The following is a 16,503-nucleotide window of genomic DNA, read 5'->3' as shown; positions in this document are numbered from 1 at the left end:
GGAATCTGGAGCAATTATAAGCTCATCATTTCTTTAAACTTCACTGTTTGCCTCCGGCTAACTTCTATTTTTTCTCCTCCCTTGAGGTCTACCAGCAACCCACCATTGAAATAAGGTTCTATCTTTTCAATCCAGCGAAGGTTGATGATGTGTTTGCGGTTCGCACGGAAGAACATACGGTCATCGAGTCTTTCTTCGAGTGCGTTCAGTGATTTCAGGATAAGGGGTTTATGGGTGCCGAAGAATACTTTGGCATAGTTGCCCACACTTTCAAACAAACGTATCTCGCCCAGCTTCACAAACCAGCAGCGTTCGCCGTCTTTCACAAATACCTGGTCGAGCTCTGTCAGCGGGCCGCGGTTGATTCCGTTTACACCGACCGTTTCCTTGAATATTTCCACCTGCAATTTCTGGATGGCATCGGCCAGCCGCTTGGGTTCGATGGGCTTCAACAGGTAATCCAGCGCATTCACTTCAAATGCTTTGATAGCATACTCATCATAAGCTGTGGTGAAGATCACCCTGGGTGCTTTTTCCAGTTCCGCCAGCAGGTCGAACCCGGTTTTGCCGGGCATCTGTATGTCCAGGAAAATCAGGTCTGGATTCAGGTTCTCAATCTTTTCCACGCCATCGTCTACATTGGCCGCCTCTTCTATGATCTCAATATCGGAGTGGTCTTGCAGCAACTTTTTAAGTTCGTTGCGTGCAAGCCTTTCGTCATCAATGATAATTGCTTTGATCGCCATATTGCTAATTTATGAATAGAATTTATGAATTACAATTCCTTTACGGGCATGATCACTTTGGCTTCCACCATGCTGTCGTCCAGGTCGCGAATGGAGAAAGTGGCCTGTACACCAAAAAGCAGTTTGAGCCGGTTATGGGTGCTGTTGATACCGAAGCCGTCATTGCTGGCATTGCCATTCATCTGGCCCGTATTCTGCACAATCAGTTCGTGATGGTTGTCTTTGAAATCGGAAATGATACGGATAAGTCCCCCGCATTTTTGTTTTCCGATACCATGCTTGATGGCATTTTCTACCAGGGTTTGCAGCATCATCGGCGGAACGGGCTGGTCGAGGGTATCTTCATCGATATCATACGCCACTTGCAAACGGTCTTCAAAACGAATATGTTCAAGGGCCAGGTAATCTTTAACGATGCTCAATTCTTTTTCAAAAGGAACTGTTTCGAGTTTTTCGGCCAGCATGCTGCTGCGGAGTATATTGCTCAGTTCGGTGATGGCCGTCCGCGCCCGTTCCGGATTCTCATCCACCAGCGCCCTTATACTGTTGAGTGCATTGAAAATAAAATGCGGATTGATGTGCGACTTGATTGTTTTCAACTCCAGCTCTTTTACCAGGCTTTCCAGCCGCACTTTTTGTATTTCGCTTTTGGTACCCAATTCCACATAATGCCATACATAATAAATAGAAACCCATACCAATATCAGAGGCGATTCGAAGAGCAGGTTGATAAGGAATCGTTTCTCCACCGATACTTTTTTCTCGGGTAAATAAAGATGGAGCCATTCGGCCATGAGACTGTTGGCGAAATTGTAGACCACAATGATACCCACCACCACCACCGTGAGCAGCCACCATTTCTGCGCAACAACAGGTGGCTTCAATTTGAAGCGTATGATCAGTGCACGCAGTAAATGCGTGAAGGCAATACCCATGAGGATGGTTACGCCGGTCTTGGGGTAAAAGATTTTATTGGTCGGGTTCTCAAAGATAAATGCGAAGAAAATCATGGTCAGTCCGTAGAACAACCACCCCCCCACCTGGCACCACCAATATAATGTCACTTTTCTGCTTCTCATGTTAAGAACAAATATAGAGGGATTATTTCCCCACGTATCCCGGAAATTTGATTAAAGGCAAAATCGGTATCTGTTTGGTGCAAAAGCGTATTTTTACATTTTAAATTCTGCCTGAATGGAGATCAGACCCGGTCATTTACTACAATCCATCAACCATCCCGACGATCTCAAAAAACTCGGCCGTGAGCAATTGCAACAGGTCTGCGATGAACTGCGCCAGTATATAATCGACATCGTAAGCGTTCATGGCGGGCATTTTGCTGCCAGCCTGGGCGTAGTGGAACTTAGTGTAGCCCTTCATTACGTGTATAATACACCTTACGATCAATTGGTATGGGATGTGGGGCACCAGGCTTATGGGCACAAGATCCTTACCGGCAGGCGCGATAGTTTTGTCACCAACCGCAAGTATAAAGGTCTCAGCGGCTTCCCCAAACGCAGCGAGAGCATTTACGATACATTCGGCGTAGGTCATTCTTCTACTTCTATATCTGCCGCCCTGGGTATGGCCATGGCCGCCAAATACAAGGGCGAGCACCGCAAATCGGTGGCCATCATCGGCGATGGCTCCATGACTGCGGGTATGGCTTTTGAAGCGATGAACCATGCCGGCGTGGCCGACAGCGACCTGCTGATCATCCTCAACGACAACTGCATGAGCATCGACCCCAACGTAGGGGCCCTGAAAGAATACCTCACCGATATTACCACTTCACCCACTTATAACCGCTTGCGCGATGAAGTATGGAACCTGATGGGCAAGCTGCCTGTGGGTAAGAACTTCAGCAGGGATATGGCCAGCAAACTGGAAGCTGGCATGAAGGGTATGGTGAGCAAGAGCAGTAATCTTTTTGAATCGCTCAAGCTGCGTTATTTCGGTCCTATCGATGGCCACAATATTACCAAGCTGGTAGATACATTGAAAGACCTCCGCGAAATGCCCGGTCCCAAACTCCTGCACATCGTTACAGTGAAAGGAAAGGGTTATGCATTGGCCGAAAAGGACCAAACCAAATGGCACGCGCCCGGTTTGTTCGACAAAGTGACCGGCGAGATCTACAAGAAAAAAATAGAAACACCCCAGCCTCCCAAATACCAGGATGTATTCGGACATAGCATCATTGAACTGGCCGAACAAAACAGCAGCATCATGGGCGTTACACCGGCCATGCCCAGCGGCTCTTCCCTGAAATTCATGATGGAGAAAATGCCGCACAGGGCTTTTGATGTAGGCATTTGTGAGCAGCACGCCGTAACACTCAGCGCCGGCCTGGCTACCCAGGGTATGCGGGTATTCTGCAATATTTATTCTTCTTTCATGCAACGCGCCTACGACCAGGTAGTGCATGATGTAGCCATACAGAAATTACCTGTGGTCTTTTGTCTCGACCGCGCAGGGTTGGTAGGCGAAGACGGACCTACTCATCATGGCTGCTACGATATCGCTTACATGCGTTGCATTCCCAACCTGATCGTCAGCGCACCCATGAATGAGCAGGAACTGCGTAACCTCATGTACACGGCACAACTCGAAAGCAATCAATCGCCCTTTGTTATCCGTTATCCGCGCGGAGAAGGCGTTATGCCCGAATGGAGAACACCCTTCGAAGCCATTACCATTGGCAAGGGGCGCAGGTTGAAAACCGGTAAAGAAATAGCCATACTCAGCTTCGGTCATCCGGGCAACTTTGCTACTGCCGCCATTCGTGAATTGCGCACACAGGGCATTGATCCTGCGCATTATGATATGCGTTTTGTAAAACCCATCGACGAGGAATTACTCCATGAAGTATTCAGTCAGTACAGCAAGGTGGTAACAGTGGAAGATGGTACAGTAGTAGGTGGCTTCGGCAGTGCAGTACTGGAGTTCATGAACGCGCACGGGTACAAAGCATCACTGCGGATACTGGGCATACCTGACAGGCTGGTAGAACATGGTACACCCAAAGAATTGCATCGCGAATGTGCGTATGATGCGCAAGGTATTGCAGATGCTGTAAGGGATATGATGAAAGAGACGGTGAAAGTCAGCGTATCGGCCGGCGTTTAATTTTGGGCTTCTTCTTCGCCTATTTCTTCCGCACGGTTATCATTCCATTCTACAATGAAATTGTTGCGCCCTTCTCCTACCATCAGCTTCATGTAACGTTGCTGTGATAATTCAAGGATGGAAAGAAAGAGGAAGATGGCATGGATACGGTCTTCGCAAACTTCGAATACTTTTTCAAACGCTACTGTCTTTTCTTTTTCAATGAAGCCGAGCATATAATCGCGGCTCCCTTCCATGGTATAATTGTAGCGAACAACCGTATGCACCGGTTTATTCTGCCTGTCGTGCACCCTTTGCATTACCTTTTCAAAAGCTTTCATCAGCTTGAACATGGTAATGTTCTGTATTTCGGTTCCTTCTGAAGATTCTTCGCCGATCTCCGACAATTCTTTCTGCAGGTTGCCGCGCTTTACCATGAGCATGCGAATAGCTTCCATCTCTGCCATCTGCACCGCCGCTTCTTTGAACCGTTTGTATTCGAGTATTTTGTCAACCAGTTCCTGGCGCGGATCTATTTCATTACCCTGGGCATCGATCTCTTTACGTGGCAGCAACAGCCTGGCTTTGATGCGCATGAGCGTAGAAACAAAAAGAATGAATTCACTGCTCAGTTCAATGTTCAGTTTTTCTCCCTGGTGAATAAATTCCAGGAAATCATTGATGATCCGTGTAATGGGAATATTATAAATATCCAGTTCATCCCGTTCTATAAAAAACAAGAGAAGGTCGAACGGGCCTTCAAACTGGTCTAACTTGATCTGGTAAGTGGTAGTATTCATTTGCTGCGAAAATAAGAAAAAGAGTGGGGAGTGAGGTTTTAACCCCAAACTCCCCATTCCCTGATGGGCAACTTATTTTCTTAATGCATCCCTGATCTCTGTGAGCAGTTTCTCTGAAGTAGTGGGGGCAGGTGGCGCAGCGGGTGCGGCTTCCTCCTTGCGCTTAAGGCGATTCATGCCTTTAATCAGCATGAATATTACAAAAGCCAGGATAATAAAGTTCAATACCACCGTTACAAAATTACCCCAGGCAAACACAGGCCCCAGTTTTTTGGCTTCGGCCAGGGTGAGTCCGGGTGTTATTTTGTCTGATAATGCCACATAGAGATTGCTGAAGTCGGCTTTGAAAATAATGCCCACAACCGGCATGATGAGGTCGTTCACCACCGAATCGACGATCTTACCGAAGGCGGCGCCGATGATCACACCGACAGCCAGGTCCATGACGTTGCCCTTGGTGGCAAACTCTTTAAATTCTTTGACGAATCCCATAGTGTATAGATTTTAATATGACAATATAGACATATTTCCCAGAAACCTCCAAGCCTTTAACCGGGTTTTTATCCCAAGTGATCCTCGATCGTCATCCCGAGCGCAGCCGAGGGATCTGCCTGAATCCTCAGCGGCTCCTTCGACTCGCTGCGCTCGCTCAGGATAACGTACTTCGACTCGCTTCGCTCGCTCAGGATGACGAATCGCGGAATAAATTGACGAGTGGAATAGATAAATAAAAAATCCGGCGCATCTTTGAAGAAATCTAAACCCTTGCGAGACAAATTAATCAACTGGGGCATTTTTATTGCTCTTTCCGTTATATGGGGCAGCTCTTTTATATTGATGAAAGCCGGTATGGTGGCATTATCACCCTACCAGGTAGCTTCCATTCGCATTCTCAGCGCCGGACTGGTACTCCTGCCCTTTGCACGCAAAGCCCTATTGCAGGTTCCCAGGAATAAAATGCCGTTGGTCATCCTGTCCGGACTCATCGGTAATTTTTTTCCGGCCTACCTGTTTTGCATTTCAGAGATCAAATTGGACAGTTCACTCGTTGGCATCCTGAATGCATTGACACCCCTCTTTACGATCCTCGTTGGTGTAGGCTTCTTCCAGTTAAAAGTAACCACCAGCAAAGTGGTCGGTGTGATCATTGGTTTCATCGGACTTTGTCTGCTCATGCGCGCTTCCGGCACCATCAGCCTGCAATCCCTTTCTTATGCAGCACTCGTATTACTGGCTACCTTGCTGTACGGCATCAACGTAAACATGGTGGGCAGGCATTTGCAGGGTGTAGGTTCTTTGAACATTGCCTCACTGGCATTCACTTTCCTCATCATTCCCTGTCTTATTATTCTATATTTCAACCATTATTTTTCACTACCGTTGGGCAGTTGGACAGTTCAACGTTCTACCCTGGCTGCATTTGTATTGGGCGCAATGGGAACGGCGTTTGCCTCGATTCTCTTTTATATGCTGGTAAAAAGAGCCGGAACTTTATTTGCTTCACTGGTAACTTACGGTATCCCCTTTATTGCAGTGTTATGGGGACTTTGGGATGGGGAGTCGGTGAACATCTGGCAGATGCTCTGCCTGGGAATTATTTTATCGGGTGTATACCTGGTGAATAAAAAGAGTTGACAGTTGCCAACTCTCTATACCGCCATCATTTCTTTTTCTTTAGCAGCCAGGTGCTTATCAACCAGTGCAATGAATTTATCGGTCAGGTCCTGCACGGTTTTCTCGGCGTCTTTCGCCGCATCTTCACTCATACCATCTTTTTGCAGTTTCTTCACCTGTTCAATAGCATCGCGACGAACATTGCGGATAGCCACTTTGCTCTGTTCTCCTTCTGCACTGGCTCTTTTAAACAACTCCTTGCGTCGTTCTTCCGTCAAAGGGGGCATGAAAATGCGGATGATCACACCATCGTTCTGTGGCGTAACACCTATATTGGCCGCCATGATGGCCCTTTCAATGGGCTGTACCATGTTTTTTTCCCAGGGTTGAATGCTGAGGGTTCTCGCATCCAATACACTCACATTGGCCACCTGCGCAATGGGGGTGGGCGCACCATAATATTCTACGGTAATGCCGTCTAACATAGTAGGACTAGCTTTACCCGCCCTGATCTTACCCAGCTCCGACTCCAGGTGGTTGATCCCTTTGCGCATGGTATCCTCGGTATCGGCTAATATCAAATCCAGATCTTCTGACATATAATTGTTTTTTTGACCGGGCAAATCTAAATAATTGCCAGAACATTTGATGCTGTACCGGGTGCGGCCATGTCTTCCGGCCTTGTCAGCAATATTTTATTCAATGGTTTGGCCGTGTCGAAATGTTGCACATCGTACACACGGTATCCGAAACCAGCAAGGAAATTATACATGGCGGTGCGGTCTTCCCTGGTAAGCGTAGGGAATATTTCTGCTGCAATCGCAGGTTTATACGCAGCTATCAGTGACTCAATGGTTTTTAAAACCGAGAGGTCATGCCCTTCTGTATCTACTTTGATAAAAGACAGCTTGGGCAACCATTCCGGGTAGTGCTGTTGCAGGTATTTTTCGAGGTTAACACCCCTGATTTTCTGTTTTAATTTGAATTTTCCGTGGGTAGCATCGCGCTCACTGTCAACCAGCCCTCCATTACTGAATGAAGCTTCCGATGAAGCAAAATAAAATTCCCCGTCTTCCGGTGTTGCAGCAAAAGGAAGGGGCACGATTTTCGATTTGTCTTTATTCAACCGGGCATTGGCTTCGAGGATGGCATACACCTGTGTATTGGGGTCCAGGCCCAGTACCAGTCCTGCTGCACCTGCAGCAATACCCATGGCAACGGTGAGATCACCTGTATTCGCGCCAATATCAATAGCCATTCCACCTTCCCTGATCACAGTCCTGAAGAAATCCACTTCCTGCTGGGTAAGCTTCTTGGGGGGCACCAGCGGGTTCAACCAGTTGGCGTACTCCACCACTCCTTCACGCTCGAGGTCGAACCGGTCGACACGGTAACCGAAATCCTGGAAATAACGGCGCGCTTTTTTCCTTTCAAAAGAGGCTTTCAAATAACTGAATATCGACATGTTTGGTGTTTAGCGGGTAAAAATAATATTAAATCATCTCCATTTAGCTTTTATCTTCGCGGCCATAATTGATCAACTCTATGGCAAGCATACAGGAATTGAAAGACACCGCCAGCCAGATCAGGCGTGATATTGTAAGAATGGTTCATGCTGTACAAAGCGGCCACCCCGGCGGATCACTGGGTTGCACCGAATTTTTTACTGCGCTTTTCTTTCATACGCTGAAACACAATACGCAGTTTGCCATGGATGGTAAAGGGGAAGACCTGTTTTTCCTGTCTAACGGCCATATTTCACCTGTATATTATTCAGCACTTGCCCGGAGCGGTTATTTCGATGTAAAGGAACTCGCCAGTTTCCGCAAGATCAATTCCCGTTTGCAGGGTCACCCTACTACCCATGAACATTTACCCGGTGTTCGCATCGCGAGTGGTTCGCTGGGTCAGGGTATGAGCGTTGCCATAGGCGCTGCCCTCAGTAAAAAACTGAACAAAGATCCGCAACTGGTATTCTCATTGCATGGCGATGGCGAATTGCAGGAAGGCCAGATATGGGAAGCCGTTATGTTTGCTGCCCATAATAAAGTAGACAACCTGATCTCTACGGTTGACTGGAATGGCCAGCAGATCGATGGTCCTACTAAAAAAGTATTGTCGCTCGATGATCTTCATGCAAAGTTTGAAGCTTTCAACTGGACAGTGCTCGAAATGAACGGCAATGATATGGATGATGTGATCGCCACACTTGATAAAGCCAAATCGCTCACCGGTCAGGGTAAACCCATTTGCATTCTCATGAAAACGGAAATGGGTAAAGGCGTTGATTTTATGGAAGGCAGCCACGAATGGCACGGCATTGCTCCCAACGATGAGCAACTGGCCAAAGCGCTGGCGCAATTGCCTGAGACTTTAGGAGATTATTAATCAGCTTTTCAAAGACAATTGGTCTCTTCCTGCTTTGCGTGATGGTATCCACGCTGCCAGCAATGCGATGATCATTATGGTACAGGCTACCAATGCGAAATCGGTGGGCATCATTTGCACCGGGTAATAATCGATGATGAAAGTATCGCCTCCGAGTTTGATCAGTTTGTACTTCATTTGCAGCCAGCATATAATGATGGCCAGCACAATGCCTGCACCTCCTCCAACCGTTGCCAATAACAATCCTTCCGACAAGAAAATGCGTTCAATGTTCTGATCATTGGCGCCCAATGCTTTGAGGATCGCAATATCTTTTTGCTTTTCGAGTACCAGCATGGTAAGTGCACCCACCATATTAAAAGCCGCCACTATCAGGATAAGTGACAAGATGCCGTAGATCACCCATTTTTCCATTTGCATCACTGCATACAAACTGCGGTTTTGTTCGTAACGTGTTTCTACGGTATAATCATTCCCCAACTGCTTTTGCAAGGCTGTTTTGATCTGATCGGGATCGCCGTTTATTTTCAGTTCAAGGGCGCTGTATTCATCCGGCCCCATATTCAGCATGTATTTTAAGAATGCCAGGTTGGTAAAAGCGTATTTGTTGTCGAAGTCCTGCTGCACCATGAAAGTACCGGCTGCCAAAGCATTGAAAGCATTGAGTCCGTCTGCCGATCCAAACCTCGCCGCCTGCCTGTTGGGCATATAAAGCGTCAGCGGATATCCTTTTTTAGTAACGTCTGCCGCTATTGCATTTTCAATACCCACACCCAATACCAGTGTGGGCGCTTCGGTGGTACCTGTTTCAAAGCGGCCTCTTTTTATATGCGCTGCGATCTTGTTGAGTTGCGTGAACTGTTCATCCACGCCCTTGATGTATACGATGGTTTGCAGCTCGCCGTTTACCAGCAAGGCTTTTTCTTCTGCAATAAAACCCAGTGTTGTTATTCCGGAAGTGGCCCTGATACCGGCTACCTGTTCTCTGTTCAGCAAAAAGGTCTTACCCTTCGCCGGAACAATGCGCATATCGGCATAAAAATCTACATAGAGACTTTTCACCAATCCTTCAAAGCCATTGAATACACTCAATATAATAATGAGCGCAGCACTACCCACTGCAATGGCAGCGATGCTGATCCATGCAATGATATTGATGGCATTGGTTGATTTCTTAGACCAGAAATAACGCCAGGCAAAGAGCAGGTTCATCAGGAATCGCCTTTTTTCTCTTCATTGATCTTTTTGAAAACGTCTTCCATCCTGAAAACATAATCAAGCGTATCATCGAGGTAAAATTGCAATACCGGTATCCTTCTCAACTGGTGCTTGACCCTGTTCACCAGTTCCCTTTTGATTTCCCAGGCTTTCGACTCAATGGTCTTCATAGCGGCAGCCGCATCTTTCACCTGGAAAAGACTCAGGTAAATACGGGCTTCGAGCAGGTCGGGCGTCACTTTCACCGATGAGATGGAAACCATCCCTCCATCGATCATTGACAGGTTGAGGTGCCTGAATATCTCATTCAACTCCTGCTGCAGTGCACCGGCCACCTGTCTTTGTCTTTTTCCTTCCTCCATATTCTAACAATTGATTGACTGTAAAAGTAGTTACTTTGCTGTGTTTTAAAGATTTTATCGCCTATGAAGCGTTTTTCGAGGATATTTTTTTACCTGCGGAACCAGAAGCAAAATATCGTTCTATATCTTGTATTCAACCTGTTATCGGTTATTTTTTCGCTCGTTTCACTGGCTATGCTGGCCCCCTTCCTGCAAATGCTTTTTGGCAAAGAGAAAATGCTGATTGCCAAACCGGCTTTTGCTTTCAGCACCGAAGGAGTGACCAACAGTCTCAAATACTTCCTGGGGCAGCTCATCCAACTAAACGGACCGGAATATGCCCTGGGAGCCATTTGTGTGATCATCATCGTCTCTATTTTTTTCAAGAACCTGTTCACTTATTTTTCTTACCGGGTACTGGCGCCTATACGCAACCACGTCATGACCAGGCTGCGCGCCGATCTCTACGCCAAGATATTGCAATTGCCCATCGGTTTTTTTACCGAGCAGCGCAAGGGCGATATCATCAGCAGGATGAGCAACGATATGAACGAGATCGAATGGAGCATTATTGGGACACTGGAAGGACTTATCCGTGATCCTTTGAATATCCTGATCATCCTTGTTTTTCTTGTCATTATCAGTCCTGTTTTGTCGCTGTTCCTGATGGTATTGTTACCACTCACCGGTTTCCTGATCGGACGGGTGAGCCGTTCCCTCAAAAAACAGTCGGGCGTATCACAGGAACAACTGGGCATCCTGATGTCAATATTGGATGAAACACTTACCGGGTTGAGGGTGATCAAAGCCTTCAACGCAGAGAAGATTATCGGTAATAAGTTTTTTGCTACCAACAAGACACTCAATCATATCCGGAACAAGATGGCTTTCCGCCGCGACCTGGCTTCGCCCATGTCTGAATTTATGGGCGTACTGGTATTATCCTGTATTCTTTGGTTCGGCGGTAAGCTGGTACTGAATCACCAGGCTGGATTGGGGGTAGACGGTTTCCTCACTTATATTGTTTTCTTCACCCAGATCATCAACCCGGCCAAGTCTTTGTCTACTTCTTTCTATAATGCGCAGAGGGGCAGCGCTGCCATACAACGTATCGAAGACATATTGAAAACACCGGTTACGGTTACCGATAAAACCGATGCGCAAACGATTCACAGTTTCAACAGTCATATCGAGTTTCGCAATGTTAGTTTTGCCTATGATGATGTGACCATCCTGAAAAATATCAACCTGAAAATTGAAAAGGGTAAAACCATTGCCCTGGTGGGATCGTCCGGCGCCGGAAAAAGCACACTGGCCGATCTCATCCCCCGTTTTCATGATGTGAGTTCGGGTGAACTGCTGATCGATGGGGTGAACATCAAGGAATATTCATTGCATTCAGTGCGAAGCCTTATGAGCATTGTAACACAGGAGCCCATTCTTTTCAATGACAGCATTGCCAATAATATTGCATTGGGTATGGAGCATGCCGATGCTGCACAAATAGAACAGGCGGCACAGGTAGCCAATGCATTGCAGTTCATTAAGCAAAAAGAAGAAGGCTTCAATACCAATATCGGCGACCGCGGCAGCAAACTCAGTGGTGGTGAGAGACAGCGCCTGACCATTGCGCGTGCCGTGTTGAAAAACCCACCCATACTCATCCTGGATGAAGCCACTTCTTCCCTGGATACGGAAAGCGAGAAGCTCGTACAGGATGCCATTAATAATATGATGCAAAACAGGACCTCTATCGTCATTGCCCACAGGCTTTCTACCATCCGTCATGCCGATGAGATCATTGTATTACAAAAAGGAGAGATCGCCGAAAGAGGTACGCATGAAGCTTTATTAGCGCAGCAAGGCATTTACCGCAAGTTGGTAGAAATGCAGGAAGTGAAATAATCACATCACTACTGCTCCGTTGTTGGCTTCACCAGTCCCAGTTTTGCTTCGAGACTCAAAGTAGCGTGCGGCACTGCGCGCAAGCGGGCTTTGTCTATCAGCCTACCGGTAACACGGCAGATACCATAGGTTTTATTTTCAATACGCATGAGCGCTTTCTCCAGGTGATCGATATAAGTGATCTGCCTGCTGGCCATCTGGCTCAGTTGCTCTCTTTCCATGCTCATGCTGCCATCTTCCATGGTCATGTAACGGGCGTCATCGTTATCGCCGCCCATTTCATCTTTGCGGGTGATCAATCCCTGTAAATAGGTCAACTCTTTTTTCGCTGCCTCCAATTTCCTGTTGATCAGTTCTTTGAATTCATTGAGGTCTGCATCACTGTATCTCACGAGGGGGTCTGTATTTTTTGCGGTGTCTGCCCTTTTTTCCAAAGGGGTATAACCTGGGTGATAAGGAACACTTGTTTTTACACTGGTCTTGGGCACTTTGATATCCTTGATGGGTTCCAAAGGCTTGCGAACCGGTTTAACGGGCGGAGCCGGAGGCAGTTTAACTTCAGGCTTCTTCAGCACGGGTGGCTGAACGGGCTTGGGCGCAGGTTTAACTACCGGAGCCGGTACTGGTTTTGCAGCTGGCTTCGCTACAGGCTTGGCTGCAACTTTGGCAGGAGCCGCCTTAACAACCGGGGCCTTTTTAGCCGGGGCCGCTTTTTTAGCAACAGGAGCAGGTTTAGCTGCTGGTTTTTTGGGTGCCGGTTTGGCCGCCACTTTTTTTGCAGGAGCCGTTTTTTTAGGAGCCGGCTTGGGTGTTGCTTTTTTAGGCGCAGGCTTGGCTGCCGCTTTTTTTGCAGGGGTTGCCTTTTTAGGGGCTGGCTTAGATGCTGCCTTCTTGGGGGCAGGTTTTGCCGGAGCTTTCCTGGCTGGGGCCGCTTTCTTAGAAGCAGGTTTCTTAGTAGCCATACGCTTTTATCCTTTTTTGTTTACTACCACTTTCAGCAGTGCGTCATTGACTTCAATTTCAATGCCATCCTCAATTTCGGGCTTCCATTCAATGACATCTGCCAAAATTTCGCGGCAAATATAATCGTTATATTTAATAATAGAGGGCTTCAGACTCGCTGTCTCAAGCACATCTACGAATATACGGTCTGTGAGTTCAAAACCGCTTTCTTTTCTAATATTTTGTATGCGGTTGACGAATTCCCGGGCATCCCCTTCCTGTTTCAGGTCTTCCGTAATAGTAATATCCAGTGCCACCGTCAGGCTGCCTTTGCTGGCAACACTCCATCCGGGTATGTCTTCCGCAGCAATATCCACATCACTCAGTTCCAGTAATACCTCCTCGCCGTCGATCGTAAGGACGTACTTTCCCTCTTTTTCGATCGTGGCAATGTCCTGCTGGCTGAACGCCCCGATGGCTGCCCCTACCGCTTTCATTCTAGCGCCCATGCGGGTACCCAGTGCTTTGAAATTGGGTTTGACCTTTTTCCTGATCACACCTTCTGTTTCAGTGATGTATTCCATTTCCTTCACATTCACCTCTGCCTTGATCAGGTCTTCGATCTTTAACAACTGTTCTTTCATCGCCGGATCCAATACAGGAATCAATACTTTATGTAAAGGCTGGCGTACTTTGATGTTGACTTTTTTCCGAAGCGATAATACCAGCGAACAAACATCCTGCGCCAGTTGCATGCGTTCTTCCAGTAAACTGTCTATCGCCTGCTCGTTGGCAACCGGGTAATCGGCGTGGTGAATGGATTCCACCTTAAATCTTTTGCTTACTGCGTTGAGATGACGGAACACCGCATCACTGAAGAACGGAGAAATGGGAGCCATTAACCGGATAATGGTTTCCAGGCATTCATACAAAGTCTGGTAAGCGCTGATCTTGTCCCGCTCGTATTCGCCCTTCCAGAAACGGCGACGGCACAAGCGTACATACCAGTTGCTCAAATGCTCGTCTACAAATTCTTCTATCGCCCTTCCTGCCAGCGTGGGTTCATAATCATCCATGGCGGCAGTGGCTTTTTTAGTCAAACTGTTCAGTGACGATAATATCCAGCGATCGATCTCCGGCCTTTCTGCCAACGGTATATAAGCTTCTTTAAATGCAAAGCCATCTACATTGGCATAGAGTACAAAGAATTGATAAGTATTATACAAAGTGCCGAAGAACTTGCGCTGCACTTCCTGTATACCGGCAATATCAAATTTGAGGTTATCCCAGGGAGAGGCATTGGTGATGAGGTACCAGCGTGTGGCATCGGCCCCGTATTTTTTGATGGTATCGAAAGGATCCACCACATTACCCAGGCGCTTACTCATCTTGTTACCGTTCTTATCCAACACCAGTCCGTTGCTCACCACAGTCTTATATGCCACACTATCGAACAACATCACGGCCAGGGCATGCAGGGTATAAAACCATCCGCGTGTCTGGTCCACCCCTTCTGCAATAAAATCGGCAGGGAAAGCTTCTCCTTTATCCACCAATGCTTTGTTCTCGAAAGGATAATGCCATTGTGCATAAGGCATGGCGCCGCTGTCGAACCAAACATCCACCAGGTCGGGCACACGGTGCATGGGCTGGCCTTTGGTGCTTACCAGTACAATCTCATCCACAAAAGGTTTGTGCAGGTCGAGTATACCTTCGTGCAGGTAATGTTTGTTCACATCGCCACCTAATACTTCATTGGCTTTGCGGATACCGTCATTTAATTCGGTAATGGATCCGATGCATATTTCTTCGCTTCCATCTTCGGTACGCCAGATGGGTAAAGGCGTACCCCAGTAACGGCTGCGGCTGAGGTTCCAGTCCACCATGTTCTCCAACCAGTTACCAAAACGGCCTTCGCCGGTTGATTTGGGTTTCCAGTTGATGGTCTTATTCAGCGCCACCATCCGGTCTTTCACCGCTGTGGTTTTGATGAACCAGGCGTCGAGCGGATAATAGAGCACCGGCTTATCTGTTCTCCAACAATGCGGGTAACTGTGTTCGTATTTTTCTACTTTGAAGGCCCTGTTTTCTTTTTTGAGTTTTACGCTGATGTCTACATTCACATCTTCGTAGTTCGGATCGTCTTTGTAATTCTTTACGTAACGATTGCTGAACTCACCCAATCCGTCTACAAATTTTCCTTCACGGTCTACCATGGTAAGGATACCGATATTGTATTTCTGTCCCACTTTGTAGTCATCCGCACCAAATGCCGGAGCCGTATGCACGATACCGGTACCATCTTCTGTAGTTACAAAATCACCCACGATAACCCTGAACGGATCTCCGCCTGCATGCGCCGGACTATTGGCTTCATAAGGCAGTAATTGTTCATACCTGCATTCTTCTATGTCTTTTCCCTTGAATGTGGCAAGGATTTTCCAGGGTAATAGTTTCACTTCTGCATGGTAACCGTCGAAATCACTACTCTCTCCTTCCGGCTTGAAATACTTGCCCAGCAAGGCTTTGGCAAGTACCACATTAACGGGGAGATGGGTATAGGGATTGAAGGTCTTAACCAATACATATTCGATATTCGCTCCCACGGTCAGGCCCAGGTTAGATGGCAATGTCCAGGGCGTGGTAGTCCAAGCTAAAAAGAACACTTCATCCGAACCAGCCGCATCGAATAAGAATCGTGAGCGTTCATTTTTCACCGCCTTGAACATGGCCACCGCACTGGTGTCTTTCACATCTTTGTAGGTACCGGGCTGGTTCAGCTCATGTGAACTCAAACCGGTTCCCGCTGCAGGCGAATAAGGTTGTATGCTTACACTTTCGTACAGGAAACCTTTCTTGTACAATTCGCTCAATATCCACCAAAGCGTTTCAATATAATCGTTCTCGAAAGTAACATAGGGATCATTGAGGTCTACCCAGTAGCCCATTTTGGTGGTAAGCTCATCCCACTTGTCTTTATAACGCAACACCGCTTCGCGGCATTTCTGGTTGTACGCTTCTACCGATATTTTTTTGCCGATGTCTTCTTTGGTAATACCCAGCTCTTTCTCTACGCCCAGCTCTACCGGCAATCCGTGCGTATCCCAGCCTCCTTTTCTTTTTACCTGGTAACCCTGCATGGTTTTATAGCGGCATACCATGTCTTTCAGCGTACGGGAAATCACATGGTGAATACCAGGCATACCGTTGGCGCTGGGCGGACCTTCATAAAACACAAAGGGCGTCTTCCCTTCACGCAATGATACACTCTGTTCAAATGCCTGTCCGCTTTTCCATTTGGCCAGTATTTCCTGCTCTATAGAGGGCAGATCCAACCCTGAAAATTCCTGGTATTTCGCACTCATACGATTTCTCCGTTCGATCGGTTAGCTGTCAATGATTAAAAATGTTTGCGAAGGTACAAATAAGGGCGAAAACAGA

14 protein-coding genes are annotated in these 16,503 nt (G+C 47.2%); 4 read left to right on the top strand and 10 right to left on the bottom strand.

Annotation, left to right across the window (positions count from 1 at the left end; all coding sequences use genetic code 11):
- Positions 1 to 14: 14 nt before the first annotated feature.
- Together SEDOR53_RS0107870 and SEDOR53_RS0107865 are read right to left on the bottom strand one after the other, a co-directional pair.
- Positions 15 to 746: a LytTR family DNA-binding domain-containing protein gene (locus tag SEDOR53_RS0107870; RefSeq protein ID WP_037360799.1), complete on the bottom strand. Its 732-nt coding sequence runs from the start codon at positions 744 to 746 to the stop codon at positions 15 to 17.
- A 29-nt stretch (positions 747 to 775) separates the two neighbouring features.
- Positions 776 to 1,825 carry a sensor histidine kinase gene (locus tag SEDOR53_RS0107865; protein WP_026769234.1) on the bottom strand — a complete coding sequence of 350 codons (1,050 nt, stop codon included), beginning with the start codon at positions 1,823 to 1,825 and terminating at the stop codon, positions 776 to 778.
- Positions 1,826 to 1,940: 115 nt separating this feature from the next.
- On the opposite strand from SEDOR53_RS0107865, the gene dxs reads away from it, so the two are divergent.
- Positions 1,941 to 3,875 (top strand): 1-deoxy-D-xylulose-5-phosphate synthase, encoded by a 1,935-nt coding sequence (gene dxs / locus SEDOR53_RS0107860; protein WP_026769233.1) that lies wholly within the window; start codon positions 1,941 to 1,943, stop codon positions 3,873 to 3,875.
- Here dxs and SEDOR53_RS17450 read toward each other — a convergent pair.
- Positions 3,872 to 4,654 (bottom strand): ScpA family protein, encoded by a 783-nt coding sequence (locus SEDOR53_RS17450; RefSeq protein ID WP_037327423.1) that lies wholly within the window; start codon positions 4,652 to 4,654, stop codon positions 3,872 to 3,874. The two genes, dxs and SEDOR53_RS17450, sit on opposite strands and share 4 nt — an antisense overlap.
- 72 nt (positions 4,655 to 4,726) lie before the next feature.
- Positions 4,727 to 5,146 (bottom strand): large conductance mechanosensitive channel protein MscL, encoded by a 420-nt coding sequence (gene mscL / locus SEDOR53_RS0107850; protein WP_026769232.1) that lies wholly within the window; start codon positions 5,144 to 5,146, stop codon positions 4,727 to 4,729.
- A 273-nt stretch (positions 5,147 to 5,419) separates the two neighbouring features.
- On the opposite strand from mscL, the gene SEDOR53_RS0107845 reads away from it, so the two are divergent.
- Positions 5,420 to 6,289: a DMT family transporter gene (locus tag SEDOR53_RS0107845; protein ID WP_026769231.1), complete on the top strand. Its 870-nt coding sequence runs from the start codon at positions 5,420 to 5,422 to the stop codon at positions 6,287 to 6,289.
- A 14-nt stretch (positions 6,290 to 6,303) separates the two neighbouring features.
- Here the strand turns inward: SEDOR53_RS0107845 and frr are convergent, their stop codons facing one another.
- Positions 6,304 to 6,867, bottom strand: coding sequence for a ribosome recycling factor (gene frr, locus SEDOR53_RS0107840; RefSeq protein WP_026769230.1), 564 nt, complete (start codon positions 6,865 to 6,867; stop codon positions 6,304 to 6,306).
- A gap of 26 nt (positions 6,868 to 6,893) precedes the next feature.
- Positions 6,894 to 7,733 (bottom strand): FkbM family methyltransferase, encoded by an 840-nt coding sequence (locus SEDOR53_RS0107835; protein ID WP_026769229.1) that lies wholly within the window; start codon positions 7,731 to 7,733, stop codon positions 6,894 to 6,896.
- An 80-nt stretch (positions 7,734 to 7,813) separates the two neighbouring features.
- Here SEDOR53_RS0107835 and SEDOR53_RS0107830 point away from each other — a divergent pair, with 80 nt between their 5' ends.
- A complete protein-coding gene (locus SEDOR53_RS0107830; RefSeq protein WP_026769228.1) occupies positions 7,814 to 8,656 on the top strand; it encodes a transketolase in 843 nt (280 codons plus the stop codon).
- Here SEDOR53_RS0107830 and SEDOR53_RS0107825 read toward each other — a convergent pair whose 3' ends face one another.
- On the bottom strand, positions 8,657 to 9,868 hold the full coding sequence (locus tag SEDOR53_RS0107825) for an FtsX-like permease family protein (RefSeq protein WP_026769227.1): 1,212 nt from the start codon (positions 9,866 to 9,868) through the stop codon (positions 8,657 to 8,659).
- Positions 9,868 to 10,236: a 30S ribosome-binding factor RbfA gene (rbfA, locus tag SEDOR53_RS0107820; protein WP_026769226.1), complete on the bottom strand. Its 369-nt coding sequence runs from the start codon at positions 10,234 to 10,236 to the stop codon at positions 9,868 to 9,870. Before rbfA ends, SEDOR53_RS0107825 begins: the two co-directional genes overlap by 1 nt.
- A 63-nt stretch (positions 10,237 to 10,299) precedes the next feature.
- Here rbfA and SEDOR53_RS0107815 point away from each other — a divergent pair, with 63 nt between their 5' ends.
- Positions 10,300 to 12,120: an ABC transporter ATP-binding protein gene (locus SEDOR53_RS0107815; RefSeq protein WP_026769225.1), complete on the top strand. Its 1,821-nt coding sequence runs from the start codon at positions 10,300 to 10,302 to the stop codon at positions 12,118 to 12,120.
- A gap of 8 nt (positions 12,121 to 12,128) precedes the next feature.
- Here SEDOR53_RS0107815 and SEDOR53_RS19300 read toward each other — a convergent pair whose 3' ends face one another.
- Positions 12,129 to 13,082 carry a TraR/DksA C4-type zinc finger protein gene (locus SEDOR53_RS19300; protein WP_026769224.1) on the bottom strand — a complete coding sequence of 318 codons (954 nt, stop codon included), beginning with the start codon at positions 13,080 to 13,082 and terminating at the stop codon, positions 12,129 to 12,131.
- A gap of 6 nt (positions 13,083 to 13,088) precedes the next feature.
- Positions 13,089 to 16,427 (bottom strand): isoleucine--tRNA ligase, encoded by a 3,339-nt coding sequence (gene ileS / locus SEDOR53_RS0107805; RefSeq protein ID WP_026769223.1) that lies wholly within the window; start codon positions 16,425 to 16,427, stop codon positions 13,089 to 13,091.
- Positions 16,428 to 16,503: the final 76 nt, after the last annotated feature.

It is taken from the genome of Asinibacterium sp. OR53, from assembly GCF_000515315.1.
Classification (GTDB): domain Bacteria; phylum Bacteroidota; class Bacteroidia; order Chitinophagales; family Chitinophagaceae; genus Sediminibacterium.
The sequence above is the reverse complement of the archived record's forward strand: the minus strand, read 5'-3'. Positions and strand labels throughout refer to the sequence as shown.